Source organism: Alcaligenes faecalis (genome assembly GCF_005311025.1).
GTDB classification, from domain to species: Bacteria; Pseudomonadota; Gammaproteobacteria; order Burkholderiales; family Burkholderiaceae_B; genus Alcaligenes; species Alcaligenes phenolicus.
Window position 1 is genome coordinate 1,495,724 of sequence record NZ_CP031747.1, and the last position, 26,388, is coordinate 1,522,111.

The 26,388-nt window shown below is 56.7% G+C and carries 21 protein-coding genes; 12 read left to right on the forward strand and 9 right to left on the reverse strand.

Annotated elements, in window-relative coordinates; all coding sequences use genetic code 11:
* Positions 1-190 precede the first annotated feature (190 nt).
* Entirely contained in the window at positions 191-3,649 is a 3,459-nt protein-coding gene (locus tag D0C27_RS06805) for an indolepyruvate ferredoxin oxidoreductase family protein (RefSeq protein ID WP_137430660.1), read from the reverse strand.
* A 112-nt stretch (positions 3,650-3,761) separates the two neighbouring features.
* Between D0C27_RS06805 and D0C27_RS06810 the strand changes: the two genes are divergently transcribed.
* From D0C27_RS06810 to D0C27_RS06820, 3 genes are all read left to right on the forward strand, one after another.
* Positions 3,762-4,220: an Lrp/AsnC family transcriptional regulator gene (locus tag D0C27_RS06810; protein ID WP_009460635.1), complete on the forward strand. Its 459-nt coding sequence runs from the start codon at positions 3,762-3,764 to the stop codon at positions 4,218-4,220.
* 99 nt (positions 4,221-4,319) lie between these two features.
* Positions 4,320-4,829 carry a hypothetical protein gene (locus tag D0C27_RS06815; protein WP_042486398.1) on the forward strand — a complete coding sequence of 170 codons (510 nt, stop codon included), beginning with the start codon at positions 4,320-4,322 and terminating at the stop codon, positions 4,827-4,829.
* Positions 4,830-4,905: 76 nt separating this feature from the next.
* Positions 4,906-5,454 carry a YaeQ family protein gene (locus tag D0C27_RS06820; protein ID WP_009460639.1) on the forward strand — a complete coding sequence of 183 codons (549 nt, stop codon included), beginning with the start codon at positions 4,906-4,908 and terminating at the stop codon, positions 5,452-5,454.
* A gap of 197 nt (positions 5,455-5,651) precedes the next feature.
* Here the strand turns inward: D0C27_RS06820 and gltX are convergent, their stop codons facing one another.
* From gltX to D0C27_RS06845, 5 genes are all read right to left on the reverse strand, one after another.
* Positions 5,652-7,061 (reverse strand): glutamate--tRNA ligase, encoded by a 1,410-nt coding sequence (gene gltX / locus D0C27_RS06825; RefSeq protein WP_009460641.1) that lies wholly within the window; start codon positions 7,059-7,061, stop codon positions 5,652-5,654.
* A gap of 103 nt (positions 7,062-7,164) precedes the next feature.
* Positions 7,165-7,806: a response regulator transcription factor gene (locus D0C27_RS06830; RefSeq protein ID WP_137430661.1), complete on the reverse strand. Its 642-nt coding sequence runs from the start codon at positions 7,804-7,806 to the stop codon at positions 7,165-7,167.
* Positions 7,803-8,882, reverse strand: coding sequence for a sensor histidine kinase (locus D0C27_RS06835; protein ID WP_035270490.1), 1,080 nt, complete (start codon positions 8,880-8,882; stop codon positions 7,803-7,805). The genes D0C27_RS06830 and D0C27_RS06835 overlap by 4 nt, the downstream gene beginning before the upstream one ends.
* A 130-nt stretch (positions 8,883-9,012) precedes the next feature.
* A complete protein-coding gene (mgtA, locus tag D0C27_RS06840) occupies positions 9,013-11,715 on the reverse strand; it encodes a magnesium-translocating P-type ATPase (RefSeq protein WP_060186671.1) in 2,703 nt (900 codons plus the stop codon).
* 134 nt (positions 11,716-11,849) lie between these two features.
* Positions 11,850-12,068, reverse strand: coding sequence for a hypothetical protein (locus D0C27_RS06845; RefSeq protein WP_060186672.1), 219 nt, complete (start codon positions 12,066-12,068; stop codon positions 11,850-11,852).
* Between the two features lie 392 nt (positions 12,069-12,460).
* Between D0C27_RS06845 and D0C27_RS06850 the strand changes: the two genes are divergently transcribed.
* Both D0C27_RS06850 and D0C27_RS06855 read left to right on the forward strand, forming a co-directional pair.
* Positions 12,461-14,932, forward strand: coding sequence for a GNAT family N-acetyltransferase (locus tag D0C27_RS06850; protein ID WP_035270494.1), 2,472 nt, complete (start codon positions 12,461-12,463; stop codon positions 14,930-14,932).
* 187 nt (positions 14,933-15,119) lie between these two features.
* The gene (locus tag D0C27_RS06855) at positions 15,120-17,198 is read left to right on the forward strand and encodes a CocE/NonD family hydrolase (RefSeq protein ID WP_240688325.1); all 2,079 of its coding nucleotides are present in this window, start codon (positions 15,120-15,122) and stop codon (positions 17,196-17,198) included.
* A gap of 59 nt (positions 17,199-17,257) precedes the next feature.
* On the opposite strand, the gene D0C27_RS06860 is transcribed toward D0C27_RS06855, so the two are convergent.
* The gene (locus D0C27_RS06860) at positions 17,258-17,926 is read right to left on the reverse strand and encodes an alpha/beta hydrolase (RefSeq protein WP_026484388.1); all 669 of its coding nucleotides are present in this window, start codon (positions 17,924-17,926) and stop codon (positions 17,258-17,260) included.
* On the reverse strand, positions 17,923-18,477 hold the full coding sequence (gene yjgA, locus D0C27_RS06865; protein ID WP_083054627.1) for a ribosome biogenesis factor YjgA: 555 nt from the start codon (positions 18,475-18,477) through the stop codon (positions 17,923-17,925). Before yjgA ends, D0C27_RS06860 begins: the two co-directional genes overlap by 4 nt.
* Before the next feature lie 67 nt (positions 18,478-18,544).
* Here yjgA and pmbA point away from each other — a divergent pair, with 67 nt between their 5' ends.
* The 7 genes from pmbA to erpA all read left to right on the forward strand — a co-directional run bounded on the left by pmbA (position 18,545) and on the right by erpA (position 24,903).
* On the forward strand, positions 18,545-19,912 hold the full coding sequence (gene pmbA / locus D0C27_RS06870) for a metalloprotease PmbA (RefSeq protein ID WP_026484387.1): 1,368 nt from the start codon (positions 18,545-18,547) through the stop codon (positions 19,910-19,912).
* Between the two features lie 280 nt (positions 19,913-20,192).
* The gene (locus D0C27_RS06875) at positions 20,193-21,296 is read left to right on the forward strand and encodes a TRAP transporter substrate-binding protein (RefSeq protein WP_026484386.1); all 1,104 of its coding nucleotides are present in this window, start codon (positions 20,193-20,195) and stop codon (positions 21,294-21,296) included.
* Positions 21,297-21,626: 330 nt separating this feature from the next.
* Positions 21,627-22,055 (forward strand): 50S ribosomal protein L13, encoded by a 429-nt coding sequence (rplM, locus tag D0C27_RS06880; protein ID WP_003801836.1) that lies wholly within the window; start codon positions 21,627-21,629, stop codon positions 22,053-22,055.
* Positions 22,056-22,064: 9 nt separating this feature from the next.
* On the forward strand, positions 22,065-22,457 hold the full coding sequence (gene rpsI, locus D0C27_RS06885; protein WP_026484385.1) for a 30S ribosomal protein S9: 393 nt from the start codon (positions 22,065-22,067) through the stop codon (positions 22,455-22,457).
* Positions 22,458-22,616: 159 nt separating this feature from the next.
* Entirely contained in the window at positions 22,617-23,681 is a 1,065-nt protein-coding gene (gene argC, locus D0C27_RS06890) for an N-acetyl-gamma-glutamyl-phosphate reductase (protein WP_083054623.1), read from the forward strand.
* A gap of 35 nt (positions 23,682-23,716) precedes the next feature.
* A complete protein-coding gene (locus D0C27_RS06895) occupies positions 23,717-24,454 on the forward strand; it encodes a DUF6776 family protein (protein ID WP_137430662.1) in 738 nt (245 codons plus the stop codon).
* A gap of 80 nt (positions 24,455-24,534) precedes the next feature.
* Positions 24,535-24,903, forward strand: a complete 369-nt coding sequence (erpA, locus tag D0C27_RS06900) for an iron-sulfur cluster insertion protein ErpA (protein ID WP_003801826.1) — start codon at positions 24,535-24,537, stop codon at positions 24,901-24,903.
* A 387-nt stretch (positions 24,904-25,290) separates the two neighbouring features.
* On the opposite strand, the gene D0C27_RS06905 is transcribed toward erpA, so the two are convergent.
* Complete coding sequence (locus tag D0C27_RS06905) at positions 25,291-26,388, reverse strand: anhydro-N-acetylmuramic acid kinase (protein ID WP_137430663.1); 1,098 nt, start codon at positions 26,386-26,388, stop codon at positions 25,291-25,293.

Consider the following 26,388-nt stretch of genomic DNA (forward strand, 5'->3'; position numbering starts at 1 on the left):
TGCTGGATCGATTGCATGGCCTTTTCATGCTTTGAAAGACCTGTGTTAAGCATGGAAAAGCGGTTTGAAAACGGACTTCAATTCACGACTGAGCTGCGGTTTTCAATGTCTGTTCAAACCAAAAAAAAGCCCTGCATAAGCAGGGCTGAAAGGGCAGGTTAATCGTTTCAAAAGTCGCAGCGGGCAAGGCTCAGGCGGGAACTGCCTGAATTTCCGGGCCAGTGTTTTTCAACTGCTGCGACAACTCGGCAAAGCGGGCTTCATACTTCTTGGCCGATTCCATTTTCACGGGACCGAAGCCGCGCAATTGTTGGGGCAGCTCGGCCAGTTCCAACGCTGTGGCGTAGTTGGCTTGATTCAGGTTCTTGCTCAAGCTGTTGAGCAGGCTCTGATATTCGCGCCAGAAGCGACGTTCCATACGACGCTCATGGGTGTAGCCAAATGGATCCAGTACCGTGTTGCGCAGACCTTTGCCTTTCGCCATCCAACGTAGCAAGGTGGCGGTGCGTGGGCCCAATGTGATCTTGCGCGGGCGGCCGGTAGATGGATCACGGCGTGCCAGCAAAGGAGGGGCGAAGTGGAAGCGCAAGGAGAAGTCACCTTCAAATTGCTGTTCCAGATCCTGGCGGAAAGCGGGCGAGCTGAACAGGCGGGCCACTTCGTACTCATCCTTGTAGGCCATCAGCTTGTACAAGCTGCGTGCGGCTTTTTCCGTCAAAGTAGGACGCTGACCCGGACGCAGTTTCTGTTCGGCTTCACGCAGAGCATTGATGGTGCTGCTAAAGCGCTGGGCATAAGCGGCGTTCTGGTATTGCTCCAGGCTGCTGGTGCAGCGCTGCATGATTTGTTCCAGTGTTTCGCGACGCTGCAAGGTTACGACCTGAGCGGCTGGAGCCAGGAGGCTGGCCAGTGCTTTCTCATCGTGAGCCAGCACGCGACCCAAATGGAAGGCATCCAGGTTGGCTTGAATCGCCACACCGTTCAGGCGGATAGCCTGTTCAACAGCCGCACTGCTAACGGGCATGGAACCTTGCTGCCAAGCCATGCCCATCAAGAGCATATTGGACAACAGGCTATCGCCAAACAGCAGGGTGGCAGCCTGGTGAGCATTGAAAGAGCGCACCTGGTTTTCGCCAGCGGTGGTCTTGAGTTGGCTCAGCAAGTGCTGGGCATCCAAAGGGGCATCCGGGTTGCGGGTGAACTCGGCCGTGGGAGCCAGATATTCGTTGATGATGGCGTGGGTATGACCAGGACGCAGGCAGGAAAGGGCATTGGGGTGAGCGGCGGCCACCACGTCGCACAAGATCGCCAGGTCGGCTTGGCCGGGATCGACACGCACCGCACCCGTGTTCTCTTTATTGGCAGATAGACGGATGTGGCTGATGACGGTGCCGCCTTTTTGTGCCAGGCCCGTCATGTCCAGCACGGAGCTGGAGCGGCCTTCCAGGTGTACCGCCATGGAGAGCACCGCACCAATAGTGATTACACCGGTACCACCCACACCGGCCACAATTACATTGCAGTCCTTGGCTTGAATATTGGGTTGTGGCAGCGTGTCCAGCTTGGCCAGCAACTGGGCTTTCATATCGGCCTGACCGTTTTGATCGCCACGGCGCAGGGCACCGCCCATCACCGACACAAAGCTGGGGCAGAAACCGTCCACGCAGGAGTAGTCCTTATTACAGCTGGACTGGTCGATCTGGCGCTTGCGGCCTTCGGGCGTTTCAGCAGGCACCAAAGACAAGCAGTTCGATTGCACACCGCAATCCCCACAGCCTTCGCAGACCGCCTTATTGATAAAGAGGCGACGAGCAGGATCGGGGTACTCGTTCTTTTTACGGCGACGGCGCTTTTCAGCCGCACAGGTCTGGTCGTGAATCAAAATGGTGACGCCGGGGATCTCGCGCAGTTCGCGCTGCAAACGATCCAGCTCGCGACGGTGATGAACGTCCACACCGGCAGGCAGGCTGACACCGCGATAGCGCTCTGGCTCATCGGTGGTGATGACCACACGACGCGCACCTTCACCAATGGTCTGCTGACAAATGCGAGGCACAGATATCGGGCCGTCAACCGGCTGACCGCCTGTCATGGCAACCGCATCGTTGAACAGAATCTTGTAGGTAATGTTGGCACCCGCGGCAATGGCCTGACGAATCGCCAGATAGCCGGAGTGGAAATACGTGCCTTCACCCATGTTCTGGAACATATGGCCGGTCTGGATGAAGGGCGACAGGCCCACCCAGTCCGTGCCTTCGCCACCCATTTGAGTCAGACCACGGGTTTTGCGGTCCATCCAGGTCGCCATGTAGTGGCAACCCACACCCGCCATAGCCTGGCTGCCTTCGGGTACTTTGGTGGAAGTATTGTGCGGACAGCCCGAACAGAAGTAGGGGCGACGAGTCAGACCATTGGTATCAATCGGTGCCAGGTTTTGCACCGTACAGGCAGGCAACTGTACATTGGCGTGATGGCCCAGCCAGCGACGCAGACCCACGGCCACACGGGCAGGGCTGAGCTGGCCATCGGCAGGGATCAGCACTTCATTTTCGATATCGCGCTTGCCCGACACAGTAGGGCGCTGGGCACGGTTAAAGAGCAGATTCTTTAACTGGTCTTCAATGATCGGGCCTTTTTCTTCAATGACCAGAACGTGGTCCAGGCCTTCAGTAAAATCGTTCAGTGATTGCGGGTTAACAGGCCAGCTCAAACCAATTTTCAGATGGCGAATGGCGGGCAGATTATCCAGACCGCTGAGTTGTTGCAGCGCGTCCAGCGTATCCAGTGTGGCTTTGCCGGTGGACACAATACCGATACGCGCATCAGGTGCCGCTTCCAGCACGCGGTCCAGGCTGTACTTGTGCGCAAATTCACGCACGCTATCCAGGCGGGCGTCCAGCGTACCTTCCATGGAAGGGGTCAGGAATTTGCTCGGGTCGTAAGGGTGTTTGCCGCCTTGCTTGTCGGCCAAGGCCGGGGCCAGATCATCCAGAGGGGCAATCTCGAAAGAGCGGCCGCTTTCCACGGTTTCGGTAATGGCTTTGAAGGCCACCCAGGAGCCGGAGTAACGCGACAAGGCCCAGGCCCAGATACCAAAGCGTTCGTATTCTTCAACCGAGCTGGGGTTGACCACCGGGATGCCCCAGGCGATCAGGGATTGTTCGCTGGCGTGGGGAATGGACGAGGACGAGGCCACGTGATCATCACCCACAATCATCAGGACGCCACCGTGTTGGGAGGCACCGGCAGCATGGCCGTGGTGCAAGGCATCGCCCGCGCGGTCTACACCGGGGCCCTTGCCATACCACATGGAGAACACGCCATCGACGGTACGGTCGGCACGCTCGCCAGCTTGCTGGGTGCCCATAATCATGGAGGCGGCCAGGTCTTCGTTAATAGCGGGTTGGAAACGGACCTTGGCCTGGTCCAGATACTTCTGCGCCTTCCACATGATCATGTCCACGCCACCCAGCGGCGAACCACGGTAGCCGGAGACAAAACCGGCGGTGTTCAAACCGTGTTCTTTATCCAGGCGAGCCTGGGTCAGCAACATGCGCACCAGGGCCTGTGTGCCAGTTAAAAAGATGCGTCCTGATTGTGCGGTCAGGTTGTCGCTTAGCTTGTATTGAGTGTCGACGGACTGCGTCATGATGAAACCTCCAGATAGAGATCATGATAGAGAGTCTGCCCTCGCTTTTTTTTGCGTTATAGTTGCGTGTATTCCCTATTCTTTGAAATGTTCATTTCGTAAATATTCAAATATGGATAAAACTGACTTAAAAATATTGGATGCCTTGCAGCTGGATGGCCGAGCCTCGGCTCAGCAGGTCTCCGAGCAGGTGGGTTTGTCCACTGCGCCCGTGTGGCGGCGCATCAAAAATCTGGAAAAAAACAAGGTTATCCAAGGCTATTATGCGCGCGTGGATCGCCGTCAGGTGGGACTGCAAAGTTGCATGTTTACCCAGATCAGTCTGGACCGTCACTCGGGTGAAATAGTCGATAACTTCATTCGTGCCGTGCGCGATGCGCCCGAGATTCTGGAATGCCACGCCGTGACTGGCGATGCGGATTTTCTGCTCAAGATCATGGTGCCCAGCGCGGAGTCCTACGACGATTTCCTGCATCGCTTTCTGTTCAATATGCCGGGCGTGCGTCAAACCCGTACGATTGTGGCCATGCGTGAAATCAAAAACGTGACCCGACTGCCTTTGCCACTTTGAAGCATCTTGTTATGGGGTAATACAAGCGCCTTCGGGTAGAATAATCAGGATTCGCCGGCCTGTGGTGGGTCGGTATGTACGCATGAAGGACGGGGTTTTATGACGAAGGCGAATATCTTGCGACGCACTTCCTGGGTTGCTGTGCTGGCTACTGTGTTTTTAAGCGCCTGCGCGGTCAAGGCGCCGGCTCCCGAGCCTGCTGCACAAGCGGCTGCCAAGCCTGTTCATCCTGCATGTCAGCCTGCTGCAGCTGGGGAACAATTGGCTGGTAACTGGTTAAGCAAACACCGCCAGAAAGGCGTGGTTGGCGAGCTGCGTACCTTGTTCACTTTGCAAGCCGACGGTTCCATGGCCTATACCGAACAGGTCAAGCGTCCTAACAAACCTTCGCAAGGTTTGAACGAAAGCGGCTGTTGGGTACGCAAGGGCAATGATTTGCAAATCAGCACGCAAGAATCCAATGGCGTCACCACCGAACCTGGCGACCCGATTTACGAAAACCACTACAACATCGTCAGCCTGACAGCCCGCAATCTGGTGCTGCGTGACCAAAGTGGTACCACCTATCGCTTGACCAGAATGTCGCCTGGCTACCGCCTGCCATTCTGATCTCTGCTTGCTTGAATGATTCCTGGCCGTCCTGGGGGCGGCCAGTTTTTTGTCTGTTTCTTTTGCTGGACGCTCCATGGCTCTGCGCGCGACGATTTATAAAGCTGAACTTAATGTGGCCGATAACGACCGGGCCTACTACGGCAGTCATACCCTGACGCTGGCCCGTCACCCCTCCGAGACCGAAGAGCGTCTGATGGTGCGTTTGTTGGCTTACGGTTTGTATGCGCAAGCGGACGAAGCCTTGAGCTTTTCGCGCGGGCTAAGCGACTCGGACGAGCCCGCCTTGTGGGAACATGATCTGGGCGGCAATTTGCTGCATTGGCTGGAGGTAGGCCTGCCGGACGATAGACGTCTGATCAAAGCCAGTGGCCGTGCTGACAAGGTGACGGTGCTGGCCTATGGCCGCAATGTCTCCGTCTGGTGGAGTGGCATCAAGGACAAGATCAGCCGCGCCCGCAATATACAGGTCTATGCGCTGGATACCGCCGGGACTGACGCCTTAGCCGCCCTGGCCGAGCGTGGCATGACCATCAATCTGAATGTCCAGGACGGCACGGTCTGGGCCAGTAGCGATAAGGGCGAAGCGACAATTGAAATCAGCCACCTGAATGCGGCTGTTTGATATGAGCCAACTGCTTGCAACGAAGTAACCTGGCTCGCCGGAGCCAAAGAGCATCGGGCAAGTGGCTTTGGAGTCGGCCTTAGGTGGTATGCAGGTTTAACGTCGATAGACGAGCCATCGAGCCGATGTCAGGGTACCAAGCAAAAAGAAGGGCATCTCGAATGAGATGCCCTTTATGTAAGCCTTAGCTATAACGCTTACAGCCCAGCCAAACGTCCCAACACCTTGTCGCGTCCAACCAAAGCCAGCACCGCATCCACCGCAGGCGTCTGCTTCTGTCCTGTCACTGCCACGCGCAAAGGAATCGCCAGCTTGGGCATTTTCACCTCGTGATCCGCCAGAACCTGCTTGATCAAAGCAGCCAGATTCTCCGTATTCCACTGCGGCAAGCTAATCGCCTTGCTGGCAAAGTCCCGCAGCAAAACACGCGCTTCCGGCGTCAACACCTCGGCCATCAGCTCATCGCTGGCAGGCTCGAAAGGACGGCAGAATAACAAAGCACCTTCAGCCAGCTGATTCAAGGTCTCGGCACGGTCTTTCAACAAACCCATGATGCCGGGCAAATCCTGACCATCCGTCTTGCCACCCAAGGCCTCAATACGGGGAGCCACACGCTCGGCCAGATCCGCATTGTCACTGGCCTTGATGTAATGGGCGTTCACCCAGTTCAACTTCTTGGGATCCCACTGCGAAGCCGACTTGCTCAGACTGCGCGTATCAAACCACTCTACCAACTGCTCGCGAGTGAACAGCTCGTCATCACCATGACTCCAGCCCAAACGGGCCAGGTAATTGATCATGGCTTCAGGCAGATAACCGTCCTTGTCGTAATCCATGATGCTGACCGCACCATGACGCTTGGACAGCTTCTCGCCATCAGGACCCAGAATCATGGGCACATGACCGTACTCAGGCAAAGTCGCACCCAAAGCCTGCAAAATCACAATTTGACGTGGCGTGTTGTTCACGTGATCGTCACCGCGAATCACATGAGTGATCGCCATGTCCCAATCGTCCACCACCACGCAGAAGTTGTATGTAGGCGTGCCATCCGGGCGGGCAATGACCAGATCGTCCAGCTCGCTGTTATCAAAGCTGATGCGGCCCTTCACCATATCGTCCCAGCTGGTTGCGCCGGACTGGGGGCTCTTGAAACGAACTACAGGCTTGCGATCAGCCGGGATGGCAGGCAATTGCTTGCCAGCCTCAGGACGCCAGGTACCGTCATAACGAGGCTTCAAACCCTGAACACGCGCTTTTTCGCGCATGGCTTCCACTTCCTCGGGGCTGCTGTAGCAGTAATAGGCATGGCCGTCTTTCAGCAACTGGGCGATGACCTCGCGGTAACGATCCATGCGCTGCATCTGGTAGAACGGACCTTCGTCCGCATCCAGGCCCAACCATTGCATACCATCCAGAATGCCTTGCACCGCCTCGGGGGTGGAACGCTCCAGATCCGTATCCTCAATACGCAGCACAAAAGTGCCTTGATGATGACGGGCAAAGGCCCAGGAGAACAGTGCAGTGCGCGCGCCGCCCAGGTGCAGATAACCAGTGGGCGAGGGGGCAAAACGGGTGCGGATGACGTTGGAAGTAGACGTGCTCATAACTTGTGTGTGGCCTTGACCTTGGGAAGCCCGCATACGGGACCGAATCTGCGTATTTTAACCCAGCACGCCAACTAGGAAAGAACCGCCGCGTAGAACTGTCCTAATGGCCGCTTTCTGTATTGAGTTGATCGAACTGGCGCACCAGTTCCGCCAGCGACCCGGCTTGCATTTTTTGCATCACGCGGGCGCGGCGAACTTTGACCGTCACTTCCTTCACATCCAGCTCGGCCGCGATCTGTTTGTTCAGCAGGCCTTGCACCACCCGCTCAAAGACATCGCGCTCGCCGGCGTTCAGGCTGTCCCAGCGTTGCTGCAAAGTCAGCCGGGTTCTGGCTTCTTCCTTGCGCTGCGCATCAGCAGCCAGAGCCGACTGCACGGCATCAATCAGGGCCTGATCTACAAAAGGCTTGGTCAGAAAATCCCAGGCACCATGCTTGATGGCCTTGACCGCCATATGAATATCGCCGTGGCCAGTAATAAAGATGACCGGCATATGCAGCTCGCGCGATTCCATCTGCAAATGAAAATCCGTGCCGCTTTGCTCGGGCATGCGCACATCCAGCACCAGACAGGCAGGGGCGTCAGATAAGGGATGCGCCAGAAAGTCCCGCGTAGAAGCAAAGCTCAGCGCGTTCAAGCCTACGCTGGCCAGCAAATCGTCCAGGGCAGCGCGAACGGACGGGTCATCATCAATGATGTAGACGGTGGGCGTGTTCAGAGAGGAATCCAGATTTTCTGTCATGGCGCCAAAGGTAAGGTGAAATGAAAGGCAGCACCGCCATCGGCTTGGTCAGTGGCCCAGATATGGCCGTTATTGGCATCAATAATGGTGCGGCTGATGGTCAGGCCCAGGCCCAGGCCGCTTGCCTTGGTGGTCCAGAAGGTATCAAACAATTGGGACAGCTGCGTGCCTGACAAGCCGGGACCATTATCCTTGATGGAAAACAGCACCTTGTTGGCTTGCGGCTTGTCGCCGGGCAAAACGCTGGTTTCTATGGTGATATGAGCCGCATGATAGTCCGAGGGAGGGGACAGGGCTTCAATGGCATTGAGCAGCAAATTGGCCATCACCTGCTGAATCTGAACCCGGTCGGCAAAGACCTGGGGCAGATCGGACTGCAAGGCCAGACGCAGATCAATATGCTGACGTCGCATCTCGCCACCGGACAGGCTAAGCAGTTCGGTCAGAGCCAGATTCAAATCAAACGCGCTGCTGGTGGGGGCTTCGTTACGGGTAATGCTGCGTACCCGATCCAGCACATCCTTGGCGCGCTGGGCGTCGTACACAATACGCTGCGCGGCAGCCTGTGCCTTCTCGACATTAGGGGGCGAGGCTTCCAGCCAGCGCTGACAGGCGCCCGCGCTGCTGTTGATGGCGGCCAAAGGCTGGCTGACTTCATGGGCAATCGAGGTGCTGAGCTGACCCAGGGTAGTCAAACGGGATAGACGCAGCAAATGCTCGCGTGTCTCATGAGCCGCTGCCTGTACAGACTTGAGCTTCAGCCCCAGATAGGAGGTGATCGCGATGGCAATAATACTGATGCCGGTATTGACCAGGCCCACGTCGTAGTCGCCCGAGCGGGTCAGCAGAAAACTGACCACGGTCAGCACCATGCTGATGGTGGTCAGGGCAACAACTTGCCGTGCCGACAGAAAACGAATCGCTATCAGCAGCAGCGGGGTGTGAAAGACCGCAGCGGCGATAGCGTAGTTGGTGACGGTATCGGCAATGAAGACCAGCGCCATCAAAATACAGATGCCGGTCAGGGCCAAGGCTCGGTAGGTTTTGCTCGATAGGAAGCGAAGGGGTGGTGTCATATCTTTCGTGTATGGGCCAGACTGCAGGATGGTGTCTGTCGTGTGGCCATCATATACCCGAGGTTCTTTCAGAATGTGCGTTAAGGCCTGGGCCACCGAAAGGATTTCCGGGGGCCCAGACCTGTCCGACTTAGAACCACTGGCCAAAGCGGCGGATGTACAGCATTTTCATACCCTGTGCGACCAGGCAGTAAGCCAGCAAGGTGCCGACCAGCCATGGGAAGTATTCCCAAGGCAAAGGCTGCAGGCCAACCAGTGCACCGACGCCCGAGAAGGGCAGATAAATACCAATAGCGGCAATCAGGAAGGTCATCAGCATCACAGGCAGGGCTGCGGTGCTTTGGATGAAGGGGATTTTTTGCGTACGCAGCATGTGAACTACCAGAGTCTGCGAGAGCAAGCCTTCAATAAACCAGCCGGACTGGAACAGCGATTGCAGTTCGGGCGTATTGGCGCCAAACACGTACCACATCAGGACAAAGGTGGTGATGTCGAAGATGGATGAGGTCGGGCCAATCCAGATCATGAAGCGGCCAATATTCTTGGCATCCCATTTACGCGGTTTGCGTAGAAAGTCCTTGTCCATGCGGTCCCAGGGCAAAGCCAGCTGGGAGATATCGTAGAGCAGGTTCTGAATCAGCAAGTGGATCGCCAACATGGGCAGGAAGGGGATGAACGCACTGGCCACCAGCACCGAGAACACATTGCCAAAGTTGGAGCTGGCTGTCATGTTCAGGTACTTGATGATGTTGCCAAAGGTCTCGCGGCCTTTGATCACGCCTTCTTCCAGAACCAGCAGGTTCTTTTCCAGCAGGATGATATCTGCCGATTCCTTGGCAATATCCGTGCCGCTATCCACCGAAATCCCCACGTCGGCATCGCGCAGGGCGGGGGCGTCGTTGATGCCATCCCCCAGAAAACCGACGGTGTGACCATTGGCTTGCAGCGCTTTGAGCACACGTGATTTTTGCAGGGGCGTGAGCTTGGCAAAAACCGAGTGACGTTCGACAGCGCAACGCAGATCGGGGTCTTGCATCAGCTCGATTTCAGGTCCGAGCAAAGGCTTGCCGGGCTCCAGGCCCACTTCACGGCAGATTTTTGCGGTAATGATTTCGTTATCGCCGGTCAACACTTTCACGGCTACACCGTGTTCGGTCAGGGCGGCAATGGCTTGGGCAGCACTTTCTTTCGGTGGGTCCAGGAAGGTCAGCAAGCCTTGTACCGTCATCTCGCGTTCATCCTGGGCTTCGTAACGGCTCTTGGCCTGCTCGATGGAAATACTGCGAGTGGCAATCAGCAAGACACGGAAGCCGTCCGAGTTGTAGCGGTAAGCCATTTTCAGCAAACGGGCACGTTGCTCGGTATCCAGTGGCAAGCGCTGGTCACCGTCCTGTACGTGGGTGGCAATGCTGAGCATTTCCTCCACCGCCCCCTTGCAGACCATGAGCTGCTCGCCTTGCGGATTTTGCACGACGACTGATAGGCGACGACGCACAAAATCAAAAGGCAGTTCGTCGATCTTGCGGTAGGAGCCGATGGCTTGCAGGGCAGAGGGTGTCTTTTCTGCAAAGCGCAGTACCGCCTGATCCATCAGGTTCTTCACGCCGCTTTGGTGCAGGCTGTTGAGTAGCGCCAGTTCCAGAATGCGGGGGCTATTGCGATCATCCAGACCCAGATGGTGTTCCAGAATGATGCGATCTTGTGTCAGGGTGCCGGTCTTGTCGGTACACAGCACGTCCATGGCACCAAAGTTCTGGATTGCGTTCAGACGTTTGACCACCACCTTGTTCTTGGCCATGGCCACCGCGCCCTTGGCCAGGTTGGAGGACACAATCATGGGCAGCATTTCAGGGGTCAAACCGACGGCAACGGCCAGTGCGAACAGGAATGCTTCGGTCCAGTCGCCTTTGGAGAAGCCGTTGATCAGCAGCACGATGGGCACCATGACCAGCATGAAGCGAATCAGCAGCCAGCTGACGCTGTTGACGCCCCGGTCAAAAGAAGTTTCGGCGCGCGAACCGACAATGGCTTTGGCCAGCGAGCCGAAATAGGTCTTGGCACCGGTGGCCACAACCACTGCCGTGGCCGTACCGCTGACCACGTTGGTGCCCATAAAGCACATATTGTTCTGTTCCAGCACACCGGCCTGGGAACTGGAAGCAGAGGCACTCTTGCTGCTGACGGCGCTAAAGACATCGTACTTTTCAACAGGCAGGGCTTCACCTGTCAGGGCGGCCTGGCTGACGAACAAGTCGCGGGACTCTATCAAGCGCAAGTCTGCCGGGATCATGTCCCCAGCCGACAGGCGCACAATATCGCCGGGCACGATCTGGCTCATGGGGATTTCGCGCATGACCGTAGCGCTGGACACGGTAGAGCGTCGTTGTACGCTGGCGGTGGTACGAACCATGGCTTTCAGAGCCTGGGCAGCTTTGCCGGAACGGTACTCCTGCCAGAAACGCAGCAGGCCGCTCAAGGTGACCATGACCACAATAATCAGCACGCCGGTGTAGTCCACGTCTTCGCCCGAGCGCATGGGCAAGATGATGTCGGTGACAGCGCTGACGGCGGCCAGCACCATCAGGACCGCAATAAAGGGATTTTTAAAGGCCAGCGCCAATTGAATCAGGGCGTGGGCGGGCTTGTCCCGGGCGACCTCGTTAGGGCCGTATTCGGTCAGGCGGCTCAAGGCTTCGGCGTCGGTCAGGCCATTCAGATTGGCTTGTACAGAAGCCAGGGTCGTCTCCAGGCTAAGCCCGGTTTCGGTGGCTGTGCGCAGCTTGGCGTCGTAGTCCGCTGAGCGCAGTGGCGGACGATGTTGTTGAATGCTCATGTAATGCTCCTGGTGTACAGGCGTGACGGTGCTGTCCATCCCAAGAGATGGACACAGCAGGTCCTGCCGACCGGTGTGAGGGTCGGCAAACTAAAGATAAGAACAAGCGGATTTAGTAAGCGTCAGGCCAGCGTTTAGTGGCTGGGCAAGGTGCAGCGCCAGACTCGCGCTGAGGGTGGTTTGTCACTGTCTGCAATCCAGTGAATTTCTGGTTTGCGGCTGGCCGTGTTGATACGCCAGGCAATAGCGGGGCGGTGGCCGGGAACAGCACGCTCGCGAGGGCAAGGTGTGGCAAGATGCGAACCCGACGAGGTCAGGGCCCGGATCGGTCCAGTATGAATAATGCGGTGCATGGTTGACTCCTGATCGTGCTGCGCAAGCCACATCAGCAGACAACCCGGTGGGTCAGTAGCGTCTGAGGGGCCTGTGCAGCATCTTTCTTCGACTGTCGTCGCTGGACATAGTGTGTTTTTTCCTGTCAGAGAGAACGAAAGGTCCTGCTTTCCGAACGGGTGTTATTTTACGACCTGCAAGCCGCTTTGCGACTGGCTTTGCGCCCGTTTTGCCCAGGCATTGGCGTATGGTTGCTATACGAAAGTATATGAATGGCCCGCCTCAGGATAAAAACCGGCTGCATGATGCAAGACAGAGATAGCCAGCCAAGTCTCTTTTATTTGTAGACGGCTGTGCTTAAGATGGGAGAATTCATTATTTTGGTGTGTGGTTTTCTTATGGCGGAACAATCATGGCAGCCCTAAGGCATCGTCTGACAGCATTGTTTGAGCCCCGTTCGGTGTTGGTCGTGTCCACCTTGCCTTTGCCCCTGATCAACGAGATGCCAGCCCGATTGGCTGGGCGGATCACGCAGGCACGGATTACAGCCACGCAAGTGCTGGTGCCCGATCGTCTGGAAGGATTGACCGATACACAGCGCCTGGATCTGGCGCTGGTGTGTATCGAGCCGGTGCGTTTGCCACAGGCCCTGGATGCCATCCGGGTGCATAAGCCACGTGTGGTTCTGTTGCTGCCCTCCAATCTGGCCTCCCGCGATCCTATGGAAGACATGGTGTATGCGCGCTCCTGGGCCCGTATCAATAATTGTCTGGTGCTGGGGCCGCGTGCCTTCGGGATACAACGGCCGCATCTGGGCATCAATTTAAGTCACGAGCCGCAAATGGCTCTGGCGGGCCGTGTGGCCTTGGTGTCTCAGTCGCGCTCCATTACCTCGGCCTTGATGGACTGGGCCGAAGATGTCAGCCTGGGTTTCTCCGCCATTGTGTCGGTCGGGGACGAGGCCGTTATCGACGTGCCTGAGGTGCTTGAATATCTGGCCATGGACCCGCGCACGGACAGTATTGCGCTGTATCTGGAGCACACACCTGCTTCTCGTCGTTTCACCAGTGCCTTGCACGCCGTGGCGGCCGTCAAACCTGTGGTGGTCCTGAAAGTAGGCGGTCAGCGTCAGCAGGGCGAGGCCCACGAGGCGGTCTTCAATGCCTTGATGCGGCGTGTGGGGGCGGTGCGCATTCGTTATTTTGTGCAGCTGTTCTCGGCCCTGAAAGTGCTGGTTTACACCCGCCGTCCCAAAGGGCGGCGTATTGCCTTGTTCTCCAATGGGAATGGGGCCGCGCAGATGGCTTTGGATGTACTGGGTTCGGATGCCGCAGTGACCTGCCCGGAGCTGTCGCCCTCGACCCAGCGGGCGCTGGATAATCTGCTGGCGCCTGGCGACCAGGTTCAGAACCCGGTGGTCACTTATGTACCACTGACGCCCATGCGCATCGACTCGGTTATTTCCACCTTGCTGGATGACAAGGAAATTGACGGGGTGCTGGTCTTGCTGACACCGGACCCCTTGGCCGATATGCCGGCGGTATCGCGTGAGCTGGCCATGCTGTCGGCCAGTGCTCGCAAACCCATTATTACGTGCTTGATTGGGGATGCGGATATGCGTCCCCTGCGTCATTTGCTCGATGGTGTGGGGACGCCGGCTTTCCGTACCCCGGATACGGCTGCCAACGCCTTCGATCTGCTGGCCCGCTATCACTACAACCAGCATTTGTCGCAGCAGACCTTGCCGCCTTTGCCGCTGGGCACCTTGCCAGAGGTAGAGCCTGCCCGAGAACTGGTACGCCAGATTCAAAGCGAGCGCCGCGAGGCTAGCGAGCAGGAGTGCCGCGATCTGCTGCGCTACTTCCACGTGCCTGTTGTCGACTTGCGTGTGACGCACGATCAGGGTGAGCCTGATCCTGATGTCCCGCCCATGGGGCTGCGTTTTGAGACCGATGACAAGTTGGGCCCTTACGCCGTCTTTGGTGGGGCCGATCACGCGGATTGGCTTTCCTCATCCTATCCGGCGGTAGAACTGCCACCGCTGAACCGCTATCTGGCGCGCCAGTTGGTGGAGCGTAGTCCCTTGTGGCGCAAGAGCCTGTCCTCGCAATTGACGCCTTTGGTATTGACGCAGCTGTTGCAGGTGCTGGAGCGTCTTTCGGATTTGATGAGCGAGTTGCCCGGCGTGCGCCGTGTGGTGCTGGACCCCATCATGGCGGGCGAGAATAGCCTGTACATCAAGAGCATTTCCATTTCCCTGAGCAAGCAGTCCATGCTGGTACTGCCTGAAACGGCTGGCTATCGCCACATGGCGATTCATCCCTATCCGCGTCACATGATTGAGCGGCGTCAGTTCAAGGATGGGCAGCGCTGGACCTTGCGCCCTATACGTCCCGAGGACGCCGAGGCCTTGCAGACCTTTATGCGTGGCTTGTCGGATGAAAGTCGCTACATGCGCTTTGTGTCCATGCTGCGAGAGCTGACTCCACGCATGTTGTCGCGCTACACCCGTATCGACTACGACCGGGAGCTGGCGCTGATCGCTACCGTGCGTTCGCCCAATCCAGATAACCGTAACCATCCCCGTGACGAGATTATTGGCTTTGCCCACTATCTTCGTAATGGTGATGGTCGGGGGGCGGAGTACGCCCTGGTTATCGGGGATGCCTGGCAGCGGCGTGGTCTGGGAGTCATCCTGATGGAGGCGCTGATACAGGCTGCCGCCGAGCAGGGGCTGACCTACATCGACGGCTATGTGCTGGCCTCCAATGCGCCTATGCAAGCTCTGATGAAGCGTCTGGGCTTTCAGAACGATGCGGACCCGGAAGATCCCAGCATGCGTCGTGTCTGGCTGGATCTGGGTGAGACCCGTCGCTCGGATTAGGCACAGGCAGGCCTGTCTGCTTGTCAGGTAAATACCCGTTTAATTGTTCCCCTGATGTCCCGATTCACTCAACGGTGGCGGGACTATGATGCACTCGTGATGGCAGGCAGTACAGCGCTGGATTGCTGGCTGCCGCCGCATCAATGGATGGTGCCCACCACCGACGGCGCCACATACCGGGGACACAATGATGCGATTGAATCTGGCTGCTTTGCAGCGCTGGGTGCTGGGCTTGTTCTTTATAGGCGGCCTGCTGGCTTGCTCCGGGCAGACAGCGATGCCACCTGAAAAAAACCATTACGAGTTCTCCATGGAGAACGACAGCCTGGAAATGCGCGATGGTGTGCGCTTGGCGGTGACGTATTATCGGCCATCGGCTAAAATACCGGGTGAAACCTTCCCGGTCATTCTGGAGATGCTGCCTTATCGCAAGGACGACTTCTTCGCGCTGGGTGACTACGAGTACGGCTCTTATTTTGCCAAGCGGGGCTATGTGCTGGCGCGGGTTGATGTGCGTGGCACAGGTGGCAGCTCTGGCCCTGTCCCTGTCAGCGAGTATTCCGCTGCCGAGATTGCCGATGCCGAGGAGCTGATCGATCAGTTGTCTCGCAAGAGCTGGTCCAATGGCAAGGTGGGTATGTACGGCCTGTCCTGGAGCGCCTTCAACTCCTTGATGACGGCTCACAGAAAACCGCCAGCACTCAAGGCCATTATCGCGGCGCACGGTTCTACCGATCTGTTTTACAACGACGTTCACTATATTGATGGTGCCTTGCATATTGACTCCTATGCGCACCAGATTGATACCGATAACGCCATGCCGCAAAGCCCGGATTATCGGATTGACCAGGAGTATTTCAAGAACCGTTTTGACCGCGAGCCCTGGATTTTTACCTGGCTGCGTCAACAACAGGATGGCGATTTTTGGCGTGCCGAGTCCCTGGCCTTCAAAAAGCAGCCTTTGGAAGTCCCGGCCTATTTGATTGGTGGCTTGCTGGATGGCTATCGTGATTTTGCGCTGGATGTCAGTCGAACCTCGAAAGCGCCTGTAATTGTGGAAATGGGGCCCTGGAACCACGCCTGGCCAGAATATGGCGTGCCTGGCCCGAATTATGAGTGGCGCGAGAAGGCGGTGCGCTGGTGGGACTACTGGCTTAAAGACATAGATACCGGAATTCTGGATGAACCGCGTCGGATGGCCTTCATGCGTACCGGTCATGCTCCCGCTACCGATCGGACCAGCGTGCCCGGTTATTGGCGCTGTGATCCGCAATGGCCGGTGGAAGGCGCGCGGACTCAACGTCTGCATCCTCAGGCCGGACACCAGCTGGCTGCTATTTCTCCTGCCTCCGGTTTGGCTCAGACCTTGCGTTACAAGGCTGGAGCGGGTTTGGCTGGTGGTGGCTGGTGGGGTGAGCAAACGGGCGATATGGCTGCCGATGATGCACATAGCCTGGTGTATGACTCCGCGCCCTTGAGCGATGCCATGGAAATCATGGGTATGCCTAAGGTACGTCTGAAGGTCGCGGCTGATGTGCCTTTCTATCAATGGACAGTGCGACTGGAGGATGTGGCCCCGAATGGGCAGGTTTCTTTGGTCAGCGGGGCAATCATCAACCCTTCCCAGCGTATCTCGCGTCTGGAACCACAGCCCTTGGTGCCGGGTAAGGCCACCAATTTGGAAACCTCCATTCACTTCACTACGTGGCGTTTCAAGCCGGGCCATCGTATCCGCCTGGCGGTGAGCAATGCGCAGTTCCCCATGGTCTGGCCCAGCCCGACGCCGGGTGTCACCAGTCTGTTTCCGGGTGCGGATACCTGGGTAGACCTGCCCGTGGTGCCTGTGCGGGAGCAGGGTACGCAGGCTTGCGTCATGTCGCCACCCCAGGCGAGTGAAGCGGCTCCTTTCGGCCGCACTATTGACGGGGATGGCCCCGTGTTCAGCAGTGTTCGTAATGAAGCTACGGGCGATTCGACGTTCACCACCAGCAATGAGCTTAGCTGGGTGCTGCATGACAATTTGTACCGCTCCGAGGAGATGTATCGCTGGGAGGTCAATGATGCTACGCCTGCCAAGGCGCGCTATCAGGGTGATCGGCGCAATGTCTTTACGATCAAGGGGCGGGAGATTGATATGTCAGCCCAGGCTCGGATCGAGTCCGACGAATCGTATTTCTACCTGACTTTCACGCGGGTGCTGAAAGAGGATGGGGTGCAGGTTCGGGAAAAGACCTGGCAAGAGCGTATTGCTCGGATCTATCAATGAAAAGCTGAATAAGAAACGCCGCTGTGATTGCAGCGGCGTTTTTTTGTCTTGTGCTCTGATTAGCGCAGTACCTGTTTCAGGAAGTGGCCAATCGCGCTGATTTCTTCCGGGCAAACAGCGTGGGGCATGGGGTAGACATTCCATTGCACCTGATAGCCCATGGCTTCCAGTTGCTGACGGCTGGCTTCGGCACGTGTCAGAGGCACGACCGGATCCATGCTGCCATGCGCCATGAAAATAGGCGTGTTCTGATTGGCCTGATGACGTTCTTTTTCCACCGCTGCCGCCAAAGGCAGGTAACCGGACAGGCACAGCATGCCAGCCAGACGCTCTGGCAAGCGCAAGCCGGTTTGCAGCGTCATGGCACAGCCTTGCGAGAAACCGGCCAGAACAATATTTTCCGTGGGAATGCCGCGAGCGTTTTCGCGAGCAATCAGGTTCTGCACTTCGATCTGCGATTGGCGCAGGCCGCTTTCGTCCTCGTGGCGCACTAGGTCCGCCACATAAATGTCGTACCAGGAACGCATGGCCATGCCGCCGTTAATGGTGACGGGCTGGATGGGGGCGTGCGGGAAAATGAAACGGATGGCGGGGGCGTTTTGCAGGCCCAGCTCTGGCACGATAGGGGCGAAATCGTGGCCGTCAGCGCCTAAGCCATGCAGCCAGATAACAGCGTGCTGAGGGTTGGCACCGGTTTCAATCTCAATCGACTCAAGCAGAGGGTTCATGCGGACTCCGAAAGATCTACCAAGGTCTTGATGTACTGGTACAGGGCGCGGTAGTGCTTGCGCTGTGGGTCCTGGCCTTGTACCAGTGTGGAATTTTTCTCGGCTTCTTTGCGTGCGGCACGAATCAGGGTGCGCAATTGCTGGATATCGGCGCCGGAAAATTCATTCATGAATTCGGTCAGAGCGTCGTCATCACGCAACAACAGGTCGCGTAGCGCTTCCAGCCTGTGCATGGCACGGGTGTCTTCCTTGGAGCCGTTTTCCCAGACGTCCAGTTGTTTCAGGATCGGTTCGGGTTCCACATTGCGCATCAGCTTGCCCACGTAGTGGATCTGACGGCGGCGTCCTTCGCGGGCCGTCGGGCTGATGCGCTTGGCATCCTTGATGGCAGCCATCAAGGCCTCGCCCAGATCAAGTTGTTTGAGTCGGTCGTCCGAGAGCTCAATCAGGCGTTTGCCCAGGTCGAGCAGAGCGTGCATTTCGCGTTTTACCTGCGATTTGCTGGGGCGGTCGTAACCGTTTTCATCGATTTCAGTGCGTGGACGGGCCATAAGAAGTGAAATAGCAAAGATTGTCGCCAATTGGCTATGATAACCGCCTAACCCTCAAAGAGTAGCAATGAGTCATCCAACTATTTCCCAATTGTCGATCAGTGCCAATCAGTTCCAGTTTTGTGAATTGGTGGATGAAGCGCTGCGGCATGCCAAAAAACTGGGCGCCAGTGATGCTGCCGTCGATATTTCAGAAAACAAAGGTCTGGCCGTCTCTGTGCGCCAGATGGAACTGGAAACGGTAGAGCAGACGCAGGACCGCTCCTTGGGTGTGACCGTGTTTGCAGGCCAGCGCAGTGGCTCGGCCTCCACGTCGGACTTTTCGATCAAGGCGCTGCGTGAAACGGTAGAAGCCGCCTGGCATATTGCCCGCTACACCGCTGAAGATCCTTTTGCCGGGCTGCCTGAAAAAGACATGCTAGCGCAAAGCTATCCTGATCTGCACCTGCACCATCCCTGGCTGCTGGACGCGGATCAGGCCGCCAAGCTGGCGATTCGTGCCGAGCAGGCTGCGCTGGAGTTGAGTCCTCTGATCAGCAATTCCGAAGGCGCGTCGGTCGATACGCTGGAAGGGCATTTTGTGATGGGTAACAGCCGCGGCTTTCTGGGGGGCTACCCCTATAGCCGTCACTCGCTCAGCGTCAGCCCCATTGCCGGCAAGGGCGACAATATGCACCGCGACTACTGGTACAGCAGCTCGCGTGACCCTTCCCGCCTGGCCAGCCCCGAGTCGGTGGGGCGTTATGCGGCCGAGCGCACTTTGTCGCGCCTGTCGGCCCGCCGTATCCCGACCGGCCGCTATCCTGTGTTGTTTGAAGCCCCGCTGGCTGTGGGCTTGATCGGCTCTCTGGTGCAGGCCACCAGTGGCTCGGCCCTGTATCGCAAAACCAGCTTCCTGCTGGATTCTTTGGGCAAGTCTGTCATGGCCAAGCACATTGACGTGCTGGAGCGTCCGCATCTGGCTGCTGCCATGGGCAGTGCGCCGTTTGACTCGGAAGGGGTGCGTACCTGCGACCGTGATGTGGTGCGTGGCGGCGAGCTGAAAGGCTATTTTCTGTCTTCCTACGCAGGCCGCAAACTGGGCATGCCTTCTACGGGGAATGCCGGTGGTTCGCACAATTTGCTGCTGAGCTCGCGCCTGACTCGTCCCGAGGACGACCTGGATGCCATGTTGAAGAAAATGGACCGTGGTCTGCTGGTAACCGAGCTGATCGGCCAGGGTATCAATTACCTGACTGGCGACTACTCGCGTGGTGCCTTCGGCTACTGGGTGGAAAATGGCCGCATTCAGCACGCCGTGGAAGAAGTAACGATTGCGGGCAATCTGGCCGAGATGTTCGCGCAGATTGTTGCCGTGGGTGCTGATACCTTTGCGGCTGGCTCCAAGCGTACGGGTTCCATCCTGATCGAGCAGATGTCGGTGGCCGGTTCCTGATTTCTGCTGTCTGGAAAACCGGTTTAGCCCCTTATGCCTTGCCACGGGCAAGAGGGCGCTCAATAAACAGATGTTTACGGCCTGAGTTCGGCATTGCTTCCGACTCAGGCCGTTCTCTATGGAGCATCCTTCAGGTGTTTCAGATCAAAGACCCGACAATATAGGGCCGGATTTGCGGGATAATCCGGGCTTTCCCAGCCCCCCATTCGGGGCGCGCCAGTGTACTATCCATAGCATAAAAATATTTCCCAGTTACCGAATACCCACAAGGAGGTTATTCATGCAGCGTCGCTCGTTTCTGAAAAAGGCAGGTCTTGGCGCCGTAGCCAGTACCGCCGCTATTGCTGCTCCTGCTATTGCCCAAAGCAATCCCAAGGTTAATTGGAAGCTGACATCGACTTACGGTCCCGCTACCCCGGCTCTGTTTTCGACAGCCCAGTCGTTTTGCAAGATGGTGGAAGAGGCCTCGGACGGCAACTTCAACATCCGTCTGTACCCAGCCGGTGAAATTGTCCCCGGTTTTGGTGTGATGGATGCAGTCAGCAATGGCACGGTGGAGTGCGGTCAGACGGCCTCGTATTACTACTACGGTAAAGATCCTTCTTTCAGCTTTGACACAGCGGTGCCATTTGGTCTGAATGCTCGTCAGATGAATGCCTGGATGCAGGAAGGCAACGGTACCAAGCTGCTGCGTGAGTTGTTTGCCACTCGCAACATCGTCAACTTCGCTTTCGGTAACACGGGCACCCAGATGGGTGGTTGGTACCGCAAGGAAATCAACTCTCTGGAAGACCTGAAAGGTCTGAAGATGCGTACGGCCGGTTTTGCTGGCGAAGTGCTGGCCCGCATGGGCGTGGTGCCTCAGCAAGTGCCACCAGGCGATATTTACCCATCGCTGGAAAAAGGCACGCTGGACGCCGTGGAATTCGTCGGTCCTGTGGACGACGAAAAACTGGGCTTCCAGAAAGTGGCCAAGTATTACTACTATCCCGGTTGGTGGGAAGGTTCGGCCCAGGTTTCGCTGTACGTGAACGACGCTGCTTTCAATGCACTGCCCAAGCAATACCAGTCCCTGATTGAAATTGCTTCGCGTGCTGCGGGCGAGCGCATGATTTGTCAGTACGACGCCCAAAGCCCAGGCGCACTGCGTCGCCTGATCGCCAGCGGAGCTGTCCTGAAATCCTTCCCGCGCGACGTGATGGACGAGTCCTTCAAGACCTCCAACATTCTGTACAAGGAATTCTGCGACAAGGATCCCATGTTCAAGAAGATTCACGACGACTACATGGGCTTCCGTGACGCGATTGTGCCTTGGTTCCGTGTGGCCGAAGGTTCTTACGACAACTACCTGGGCATTGCTCTGGCAAACCAGAAAAAAGGCTGATCTCTGTAGTTGGGACCGGGCAGGGCAGTCTGCTCCGGTTCCACAGGCCAGTCTTGTTAACCCCTGTTTTCCACTTGGAAAGCAGGGGTTTTTTATGGGCTTCCCCTCTATGAGAGAGCTCCTGTTTGTGGCAAAAAACCTGTGTTTTTGTGCAAAACCCTAGTGTTATCCACTATTTATGTTATTATGGCGAGCTATTTGGCAGAAATGCACGGGCGGAATATAACGCCTTGGCAGGGTCAGGTAGAGCTGCCCGGCTTGAAAAAGCGGGTGGATTGTATGGGCCAGGCATGTTGCTTTGACCCAGAATTTTAATATTTAGGAACCATCATGAAGACCTTCGTGGCCAAGCCGCTTGAAGTCAAACGTGACTGGTTTGTGATTGACGCTAAAGGCAAAGTCCTTGGTCGTGTGGCCAGCGAAGTCGCACGCCGTTTGCGTGGTAAGCACAAACCCGAATATACCCCTCACGTTGATACCGGCGATTACATCATTATCATCAACGCTGCTGACATTGCCGTGACCGGTAACAAGGCACAGGATAAGAAGTACTATCGTCACTCGAACTACCCAGGCGGTATTTACGAAACCAACTTCCAAACCATGCAAGAGCGCTTCCCAGGCCGTGCCATCGAAAAGGCCGTCAAGGGTATGTTGCCAAAAGGCCCTCTGGGCTACGCCATGGCCAAGAAACTGAAGGTTTACGCTGGTGCCGAGCATCCTCATAGTGCTCAACAGCCTAAAACTCTGGACATCTAAGGATAGGTCATGATCGGTAACTGGAATTACGGTACGGGCCGTCGCAAGACCTCCGTCGCTCGTGTCTTCATCAAAAAAGGTTCGGGCCAAATCGTAGTCAACGGCAAGCCTGTTGACGAATACTTTGCTCGCGAAACGGGTCGCATGATTGTGCGTCAGCCTCTGGTGCTGACCAACCATGTTGAATCGTTCGACATCAAGATCAACGTGCATGGCGGCGGCGAAAGCGGCCAGGCCGGTGCTGCCCGTCACGGCATCACCCGCGCTCTGATCGACTACGACGAAACACTGAAGACAGCTCTGAAACAAGCTGGCCTGGTGACTCGTGACGCTCGTGCTGTTGAGCGTAAGAAAGTCGGTCTGCACAAAGCACGTCGCCGCAAACAGTTCAGCAAGCGTTAATTCGCCTCGCGACCTGTTTATGGTGCTCAAAAACCCCGGACGTGTCCGGGGTTTTTGTTTGCTGGCTACATTTGTCCTGCTTTGCCCGGTCTGGTGCTTGAGAACAGGCAGGACTACGTTAAGATAGAATTTTTGCTCGTCTCTCTTTCAGGAAAGTTCATGGCTACACATAGCGATACCCGGATCAAGGTAGGGATTGTTGGCGGTACAGGTTACACCGGGGTCGAGTTGCTGCGTCTGTTAAGTCAGCACCCCCAGGTAGAACTGGTTGCCATTACCTCGCGTAAAGAGGACGGTGTGCCGGTATCGGATATGTATCCGAACCTGCGTGGTCATGTGGACCTGAAGTTCTCCACGCCGGAAAATGCCAATCTGGAACAGTGTGACGTGGTCTTTTTTGCCACTCCACATGGCGTGGCCATGAGCCAGGTCGAACGTCTGCTGGAAGCGGGTGTGCGCGTCATTGACCTGGCCGCAGACTTCCGCCTGCAAGATACGGACGTATTCCAGAAGTGGTACAAGATGGAGCACAGTTGCCCGGACATCCTGAGCCAATCGGCTTATGGCCTGCCAGAGCTGCTGCGCGACAAGATTGCTCAAGCCAAGGTTATTGGTAACCCGGGTTGCTACCCCACCACCGTCTTGCTGGGCCTGGCTCCCTTGCTGGAAGGCGGCAAGGCGCTGGTTGATACCCAGCATCTGATTGCAGACTGCAAATCCGGTGTGTCCGGTGCTGGTAAAGGGGCTTCGGTTCCCAATCTGTTTGCTGAAGCCAGCGACAACTTCAAGGCATATGGCGTGTCGGGTCACCGTCACCATCCGGAAATTGTGGAACAGCTGCAGCGATTGGCTGGTGGCCCGGTCGGTCTGACCTTTGTGCCCCATTTGGTGCCCATGATCCGAGGCATGTTCTCCACGATCTACGCACGTATCACGCCCGAAGCCATGGATACAGACTTCCAGGCCTTGTACGAGCAGCGCTACGCCCAGGAAACCTTTGTAGATGTGCTGCCTGCCGGTACTCTGCCAGAAACCCGCTCGGTACGCGCTTCCAACCAGCTGCGTATTTCCGTGCAGCGTCCTGGCAATGGCGATCAGTTGATCATTCTGGTGGTGCAGGACAATCTGGTTAAGGGTGCTTCGGGCCAGGCTGTGCAGAACATGAATATCTTGTTCGGTCTGCCAGAACAAACCGGCTTGAATCACGTTGCAATTTTGCCTTAAAGGGAACTTGGTCTTGGTGAACAGGTCAAATGTTTATGGCTGAATCACCGCAAACCAATTCTTCTACTGTCGCTCCTTCCCGTTCGCGGGGCGGGGCGAATACGATTGGGCTGGCCGTATTGCTGGGAGTGTTGTTGGGCGGTGGAGGCCTGTGGCTTTACCGCAGCCTGACTCAACCGGCCGATCAGTCCGAACAAATACAGCTGGCCATGCAAAATCTGGCGCGTAGCCAGCAATCCCTGCAGCAAATTCAAAGTGAATTTGAAGGGCTGCGCGGGCAACTGGTTCTGGAAGAGAGCACGCGCAAGGGTTTGGAAAAGTCCTTGTCGTCTACCCAGGCCGAACTGGCGCAGACGCGCGAACAGTTGGCCTTTTATGAACAGTTGCTCCCACCCGGTCCCAGTGGTTCTGTTACTGTCCGAGCTCTGGACGTTGCGAAAAGGGGTGATTTGCTGGAGTACAAGGTACTGCTGCAACGTAACGCCCCAGAAGGAAAGGCTTTTTCCGGGCGCCTCCAGTTTCAGCTGACTGGGCGGCAAGACGGAAAAAACGTTAAAATCGATTTATCACCCAGTTCCGGGCCGGACTCGGTACTGGCAGAGTCGTCTGTAGAACAGATCGATCCCTTGGTTTTAAACTTCAACCAGTTTCAGCGCGCCATGGGTTGGCTGGCTTTGCCGCCAGGCTTTGAACCCACCGCCTTGACGCTGAACGTCCTGGAAGGAAGCGTTATCCGCGCCTCTCGCCAGGAAAAAATCGCCCAGCCAGACTAATCACCTTACCCGCGGGTGGTCATGTGCAAGGCGATCACATGATAATTATTCATGCCGGCGGGGGCCGGCAGGAGAACCACATGAGCACTCTTACCGAATCCGTTGATCTGCAAGCCCCTCCTTCCCCACTGATCTTTACCGATTCAGCGGTTGAGAAGGTCCGTGAGCTCCTGATTGAAGAAGGTAGCCCCGAACTGAAGCTGCGCGTCTTCGTGCAAGGTGGCGGCTGTTCCGGCTTCCAGTATGGCTTCACCTTTGACGAACTAGTTAACGACGACGACACCATTATTGATAAGGATGGCGTGCAACTGCTGGTTGACGCCATGAGCTTTCAATACCTGGTGGGCGCTGAAATTGATTACAAGGACGACCTGGACGGCGCTCAGTTCGTGATTCGTAACCCGAATGCCACGACTACCTGCGGCTGCGGTTCTTCCTTCACGATGTAAGAAAGCAAGGCTGGCGCTGATTGCTTAGCGTTCCAGGCCTTGGTAGGTTGCTACAAAGTACACCCCAGACTCTGAGTCCAGAGTCTGGGGTGTTTTGTTTACGGGGTTTTGTTGAAGGCCGTGCAGCGTCAGGTTTCAGGGCTAATCCGTTGTAGGGCGCTTCGCGGTTCAACTTTGGGTGCTCGTTCGTAGCCTAGGTAGGGCGGCGAAGCAGCTCAATGCTGTTAATGGCACGGCCCAAAGAAAAGAACGGCTTGCTTCTATTTGTTTTGAACAGGAGGGGCGCTGCCTTGTCATGTTCTGCTTTTTGGCAGGTGCTTGGCTAACGGATTATGAGTCCGCCGCTGTATTTTAAAGTTTTGCGAAGCTAAACGTTAAAAGCAGTTCTCAGGCCGGATAACAAGCGCCCAGCACCGTAGCGCGCCGTGCACCTGTCACAGCAGGCAGCCCGGCAGGAATGCGTTCGATATGCGCGTAAGCCAGCCAAGCAAAGGCCAGGGCTTCGATGGATTGCGGATCCATGCCCAGCTCGGCGCTGGAGCGGATAGGCATAGTCACCAGATCGCCCAGGCGTTTCAGCATGGCCGGATTGGCAGCGCCACCACCACACACAATCAGCTCTTGAATCTGATCTGCGTAAGGCTGGATGGCCTGTGCAACGCTATGTACGGTCAAGTCCATCAGAGTGGATTGCACCGTAGCAGGCTGAAGCTCGCCTTTCGGATCAACACGATCCAGATGCTCCTGCAGCCACCTCAAATTGAACAGATCACGACCTGTAGATTTAGGAGCAGGCAGAGCAAACCAGGGTTCGCTCAATAGGCTGGCAAGCAAGGCAGGGTCAGATGCCGCGCTATCAGCCCATTGTCCGTCCTTGTCGTAGGGCTGGCCTTCATGTTTGTTCACCCAGGCATCCAGCAGCATGTTTGCCGGGCCAGTATCAAAGCCAAAAACATTGCGTCCAGGCAGCAGCAGGGAGATATTCGCAATTCCACCCAAGTTCAGAATGACGCGGCCATGTTCGTGACGGAACAGGGCTTCATGGACGATGGGCACCAAAGGTGCACCTTGGCCGCCCGCCGCTATATCCCGGCTGCGGAAGTCTGCAATTACATCCACTCCACAGCGCTCGGCTAGAAGAGCAGGGGCATTCAATTGCAAGGTGTAGCCCTGGTCAGGCGCATGGCGGATGGTCTGACCGTGTACGCCAATCGCACGGATCAGGTCTTTCTCGGGGCCTTGAGTCCAGGGCAGGCAAGCCTGGGCGTAGAGTTCGGTCAGTTGCTGGGCGGCGATGCTGGCGCGGGCCAGTTCGTTGTGCCCTGGATGCTGCAAAGCCAGCAGCTCGTCTCGCAGAGCGGCTGGCATAGGCAGGCTATGGGTTTGGTGTATCTGTGCCCCCTGTGGGCCGAAGGATGCCAGCACGGCATCCACACCGTCCATGCTGGTACCAGACATCAGTCCGATAAACAGGGGGGCTTTCAT

Bases quoted from the DNA above. Each gene is read 5' to 3' on its own strand.
- D0C27_RS06820 (WP_009460639.1), top strand. From the start codon at position 4,906: ATGGCTCTGCGCGCGACGATTTATAAAGCTGAACTTAATGTGGCCGAT.
- erpA (WP_003801826.1), top strand. From the start codon at position 24,535: ATGAGCACTCTTACCGAATCCGTTGATCTGCAAGCCCCTCCTTCCCCA.
- D0C27_RS06805 (WP_137430660.1), bottom strand. From the start codon at position 3,649: ATGACGCAGTCCGTCGACACTCAATACAAGCTAAGCGACAACCTGACC.
- pmbA (WP_026484387.1), top strand. From the start codon at position 18,545: ATGAGTCATCCAACTATTTCCCAATTGTCGATCAGTGCCAATCAGTTC.
- D0C27_RS06895 (WP_137430662.1), top strand. From the start codon at position 23,717: ATGGCTGAATCACCGCAAACCAATTCTTCTACTGTCGCTCCTTCCCGT.
- rplM (WP_003801836.1), top strand. From the start codon at position 21,627: ATGAAGACCTTCGTGGCCAAGCCGCTTGAAGTCAAACGTGACTGGTTT.
- D0C27_RS06810 (WP_009460635.1), top strand. From the start codon at position 3,762: ATGGATAAAACTGACTTAAAAATATTGGATGCCTTGCAGCTGGATGGC.
- rpsI (WP_026484385.1), top strand. From the start codon at position 22,065: ATGATCGGTAACTGGAATTACGGTACGGGCCGTCGCAAGACCTCCGTC.
- D0C27_RS06905 (WP_137430663.1), bottom strand. From the start codon at position 26,388: ATGAAAGCCCCCCTGTTTATCGGACTGATGTCTGGTACCAGCATGGAC.
- D0C27_RS06855 (WP_240688325.1), top strand. From the start codon at position 15,120: ATGATGCGATTGAATCTGGCTGCTTTGCAGCGCTGGGTGCTGGGCTTG.
- D0C27_RS06850 (WP_035270494.1), top strand. From the start codon at position 12,461: ATGGCAGCCCTAAGGCATCGTCTGACAGCATTGTTTGAGCCCCGTTCG.
- D0C27_RS06860 (WP_026484388.1), bottom strand. From the start codon at position 17,926: ATGAACCCTCTGCTTGAGTCGATTGAGATTGAAACCGGTGCCAACCCT.
- D0C27_RS06875 (WP_026484386.1), top strand. From the start codon at position 20,193: ATGCAGCGTCGCTCGTTTCTGAAAAAGGCAGGTCTTGGCGCCGTAGCC.
- D0C27_RS06845 (WP_060186672.1), bottom strand. From the start codon at position 12,068: ATGCACCGCATTATTCATACTGGACCGATCCGGGCCCTGACCTCGTCG.
- gltX (WP_009460641.1), bottom strand. From the start codon at position 7,061: ATGAGCACGTCTACTTCCAACGTCATCCGCACCCGTTTTGCCCCCTCG.
- mgtA (WP_060186671.1), bottom strand. From the start codon at position 11,715: ATGAGCATTCAACAACATCGTCCGCCACTGCGCTCAGCGGACTACGAC.
- D0C27_RS06835 (WP_035270490.1), bottom strand. From the start codon at position 8,882: ATGACACCACCCCTTCGCTTCCTATCGAGCAAAACCTACCGAGCCTTG.
- argC (WP_083054623.1), top strand. From the start codon at position 22,617: ATGGCTACACATAGCGATACCCGGATCAAGGTAGGGATTGTTGGCGGT.
- yjgA (WP_083054627.1), bottom strand. From the start codon at position 18,477: ATGGCCCGTCCACGCACTGAAATCGATGAAAACGGTTACGACCGCCCC.
- D0C27_RS06830 (WP_137430661.1), bottom strand. From the start codon at position 7,806: ATGACAGAAAATCTGGATTCCTCTCTGAACACGCCCACCGTCTACATC.
- D0C27_RS06815 (WP_042486398.1), top strand. From the start codon at position 4,320: ATGACGAAGGCGAATATCTTGCGACGCACTTCCTGGGTTGCTGTGCTG.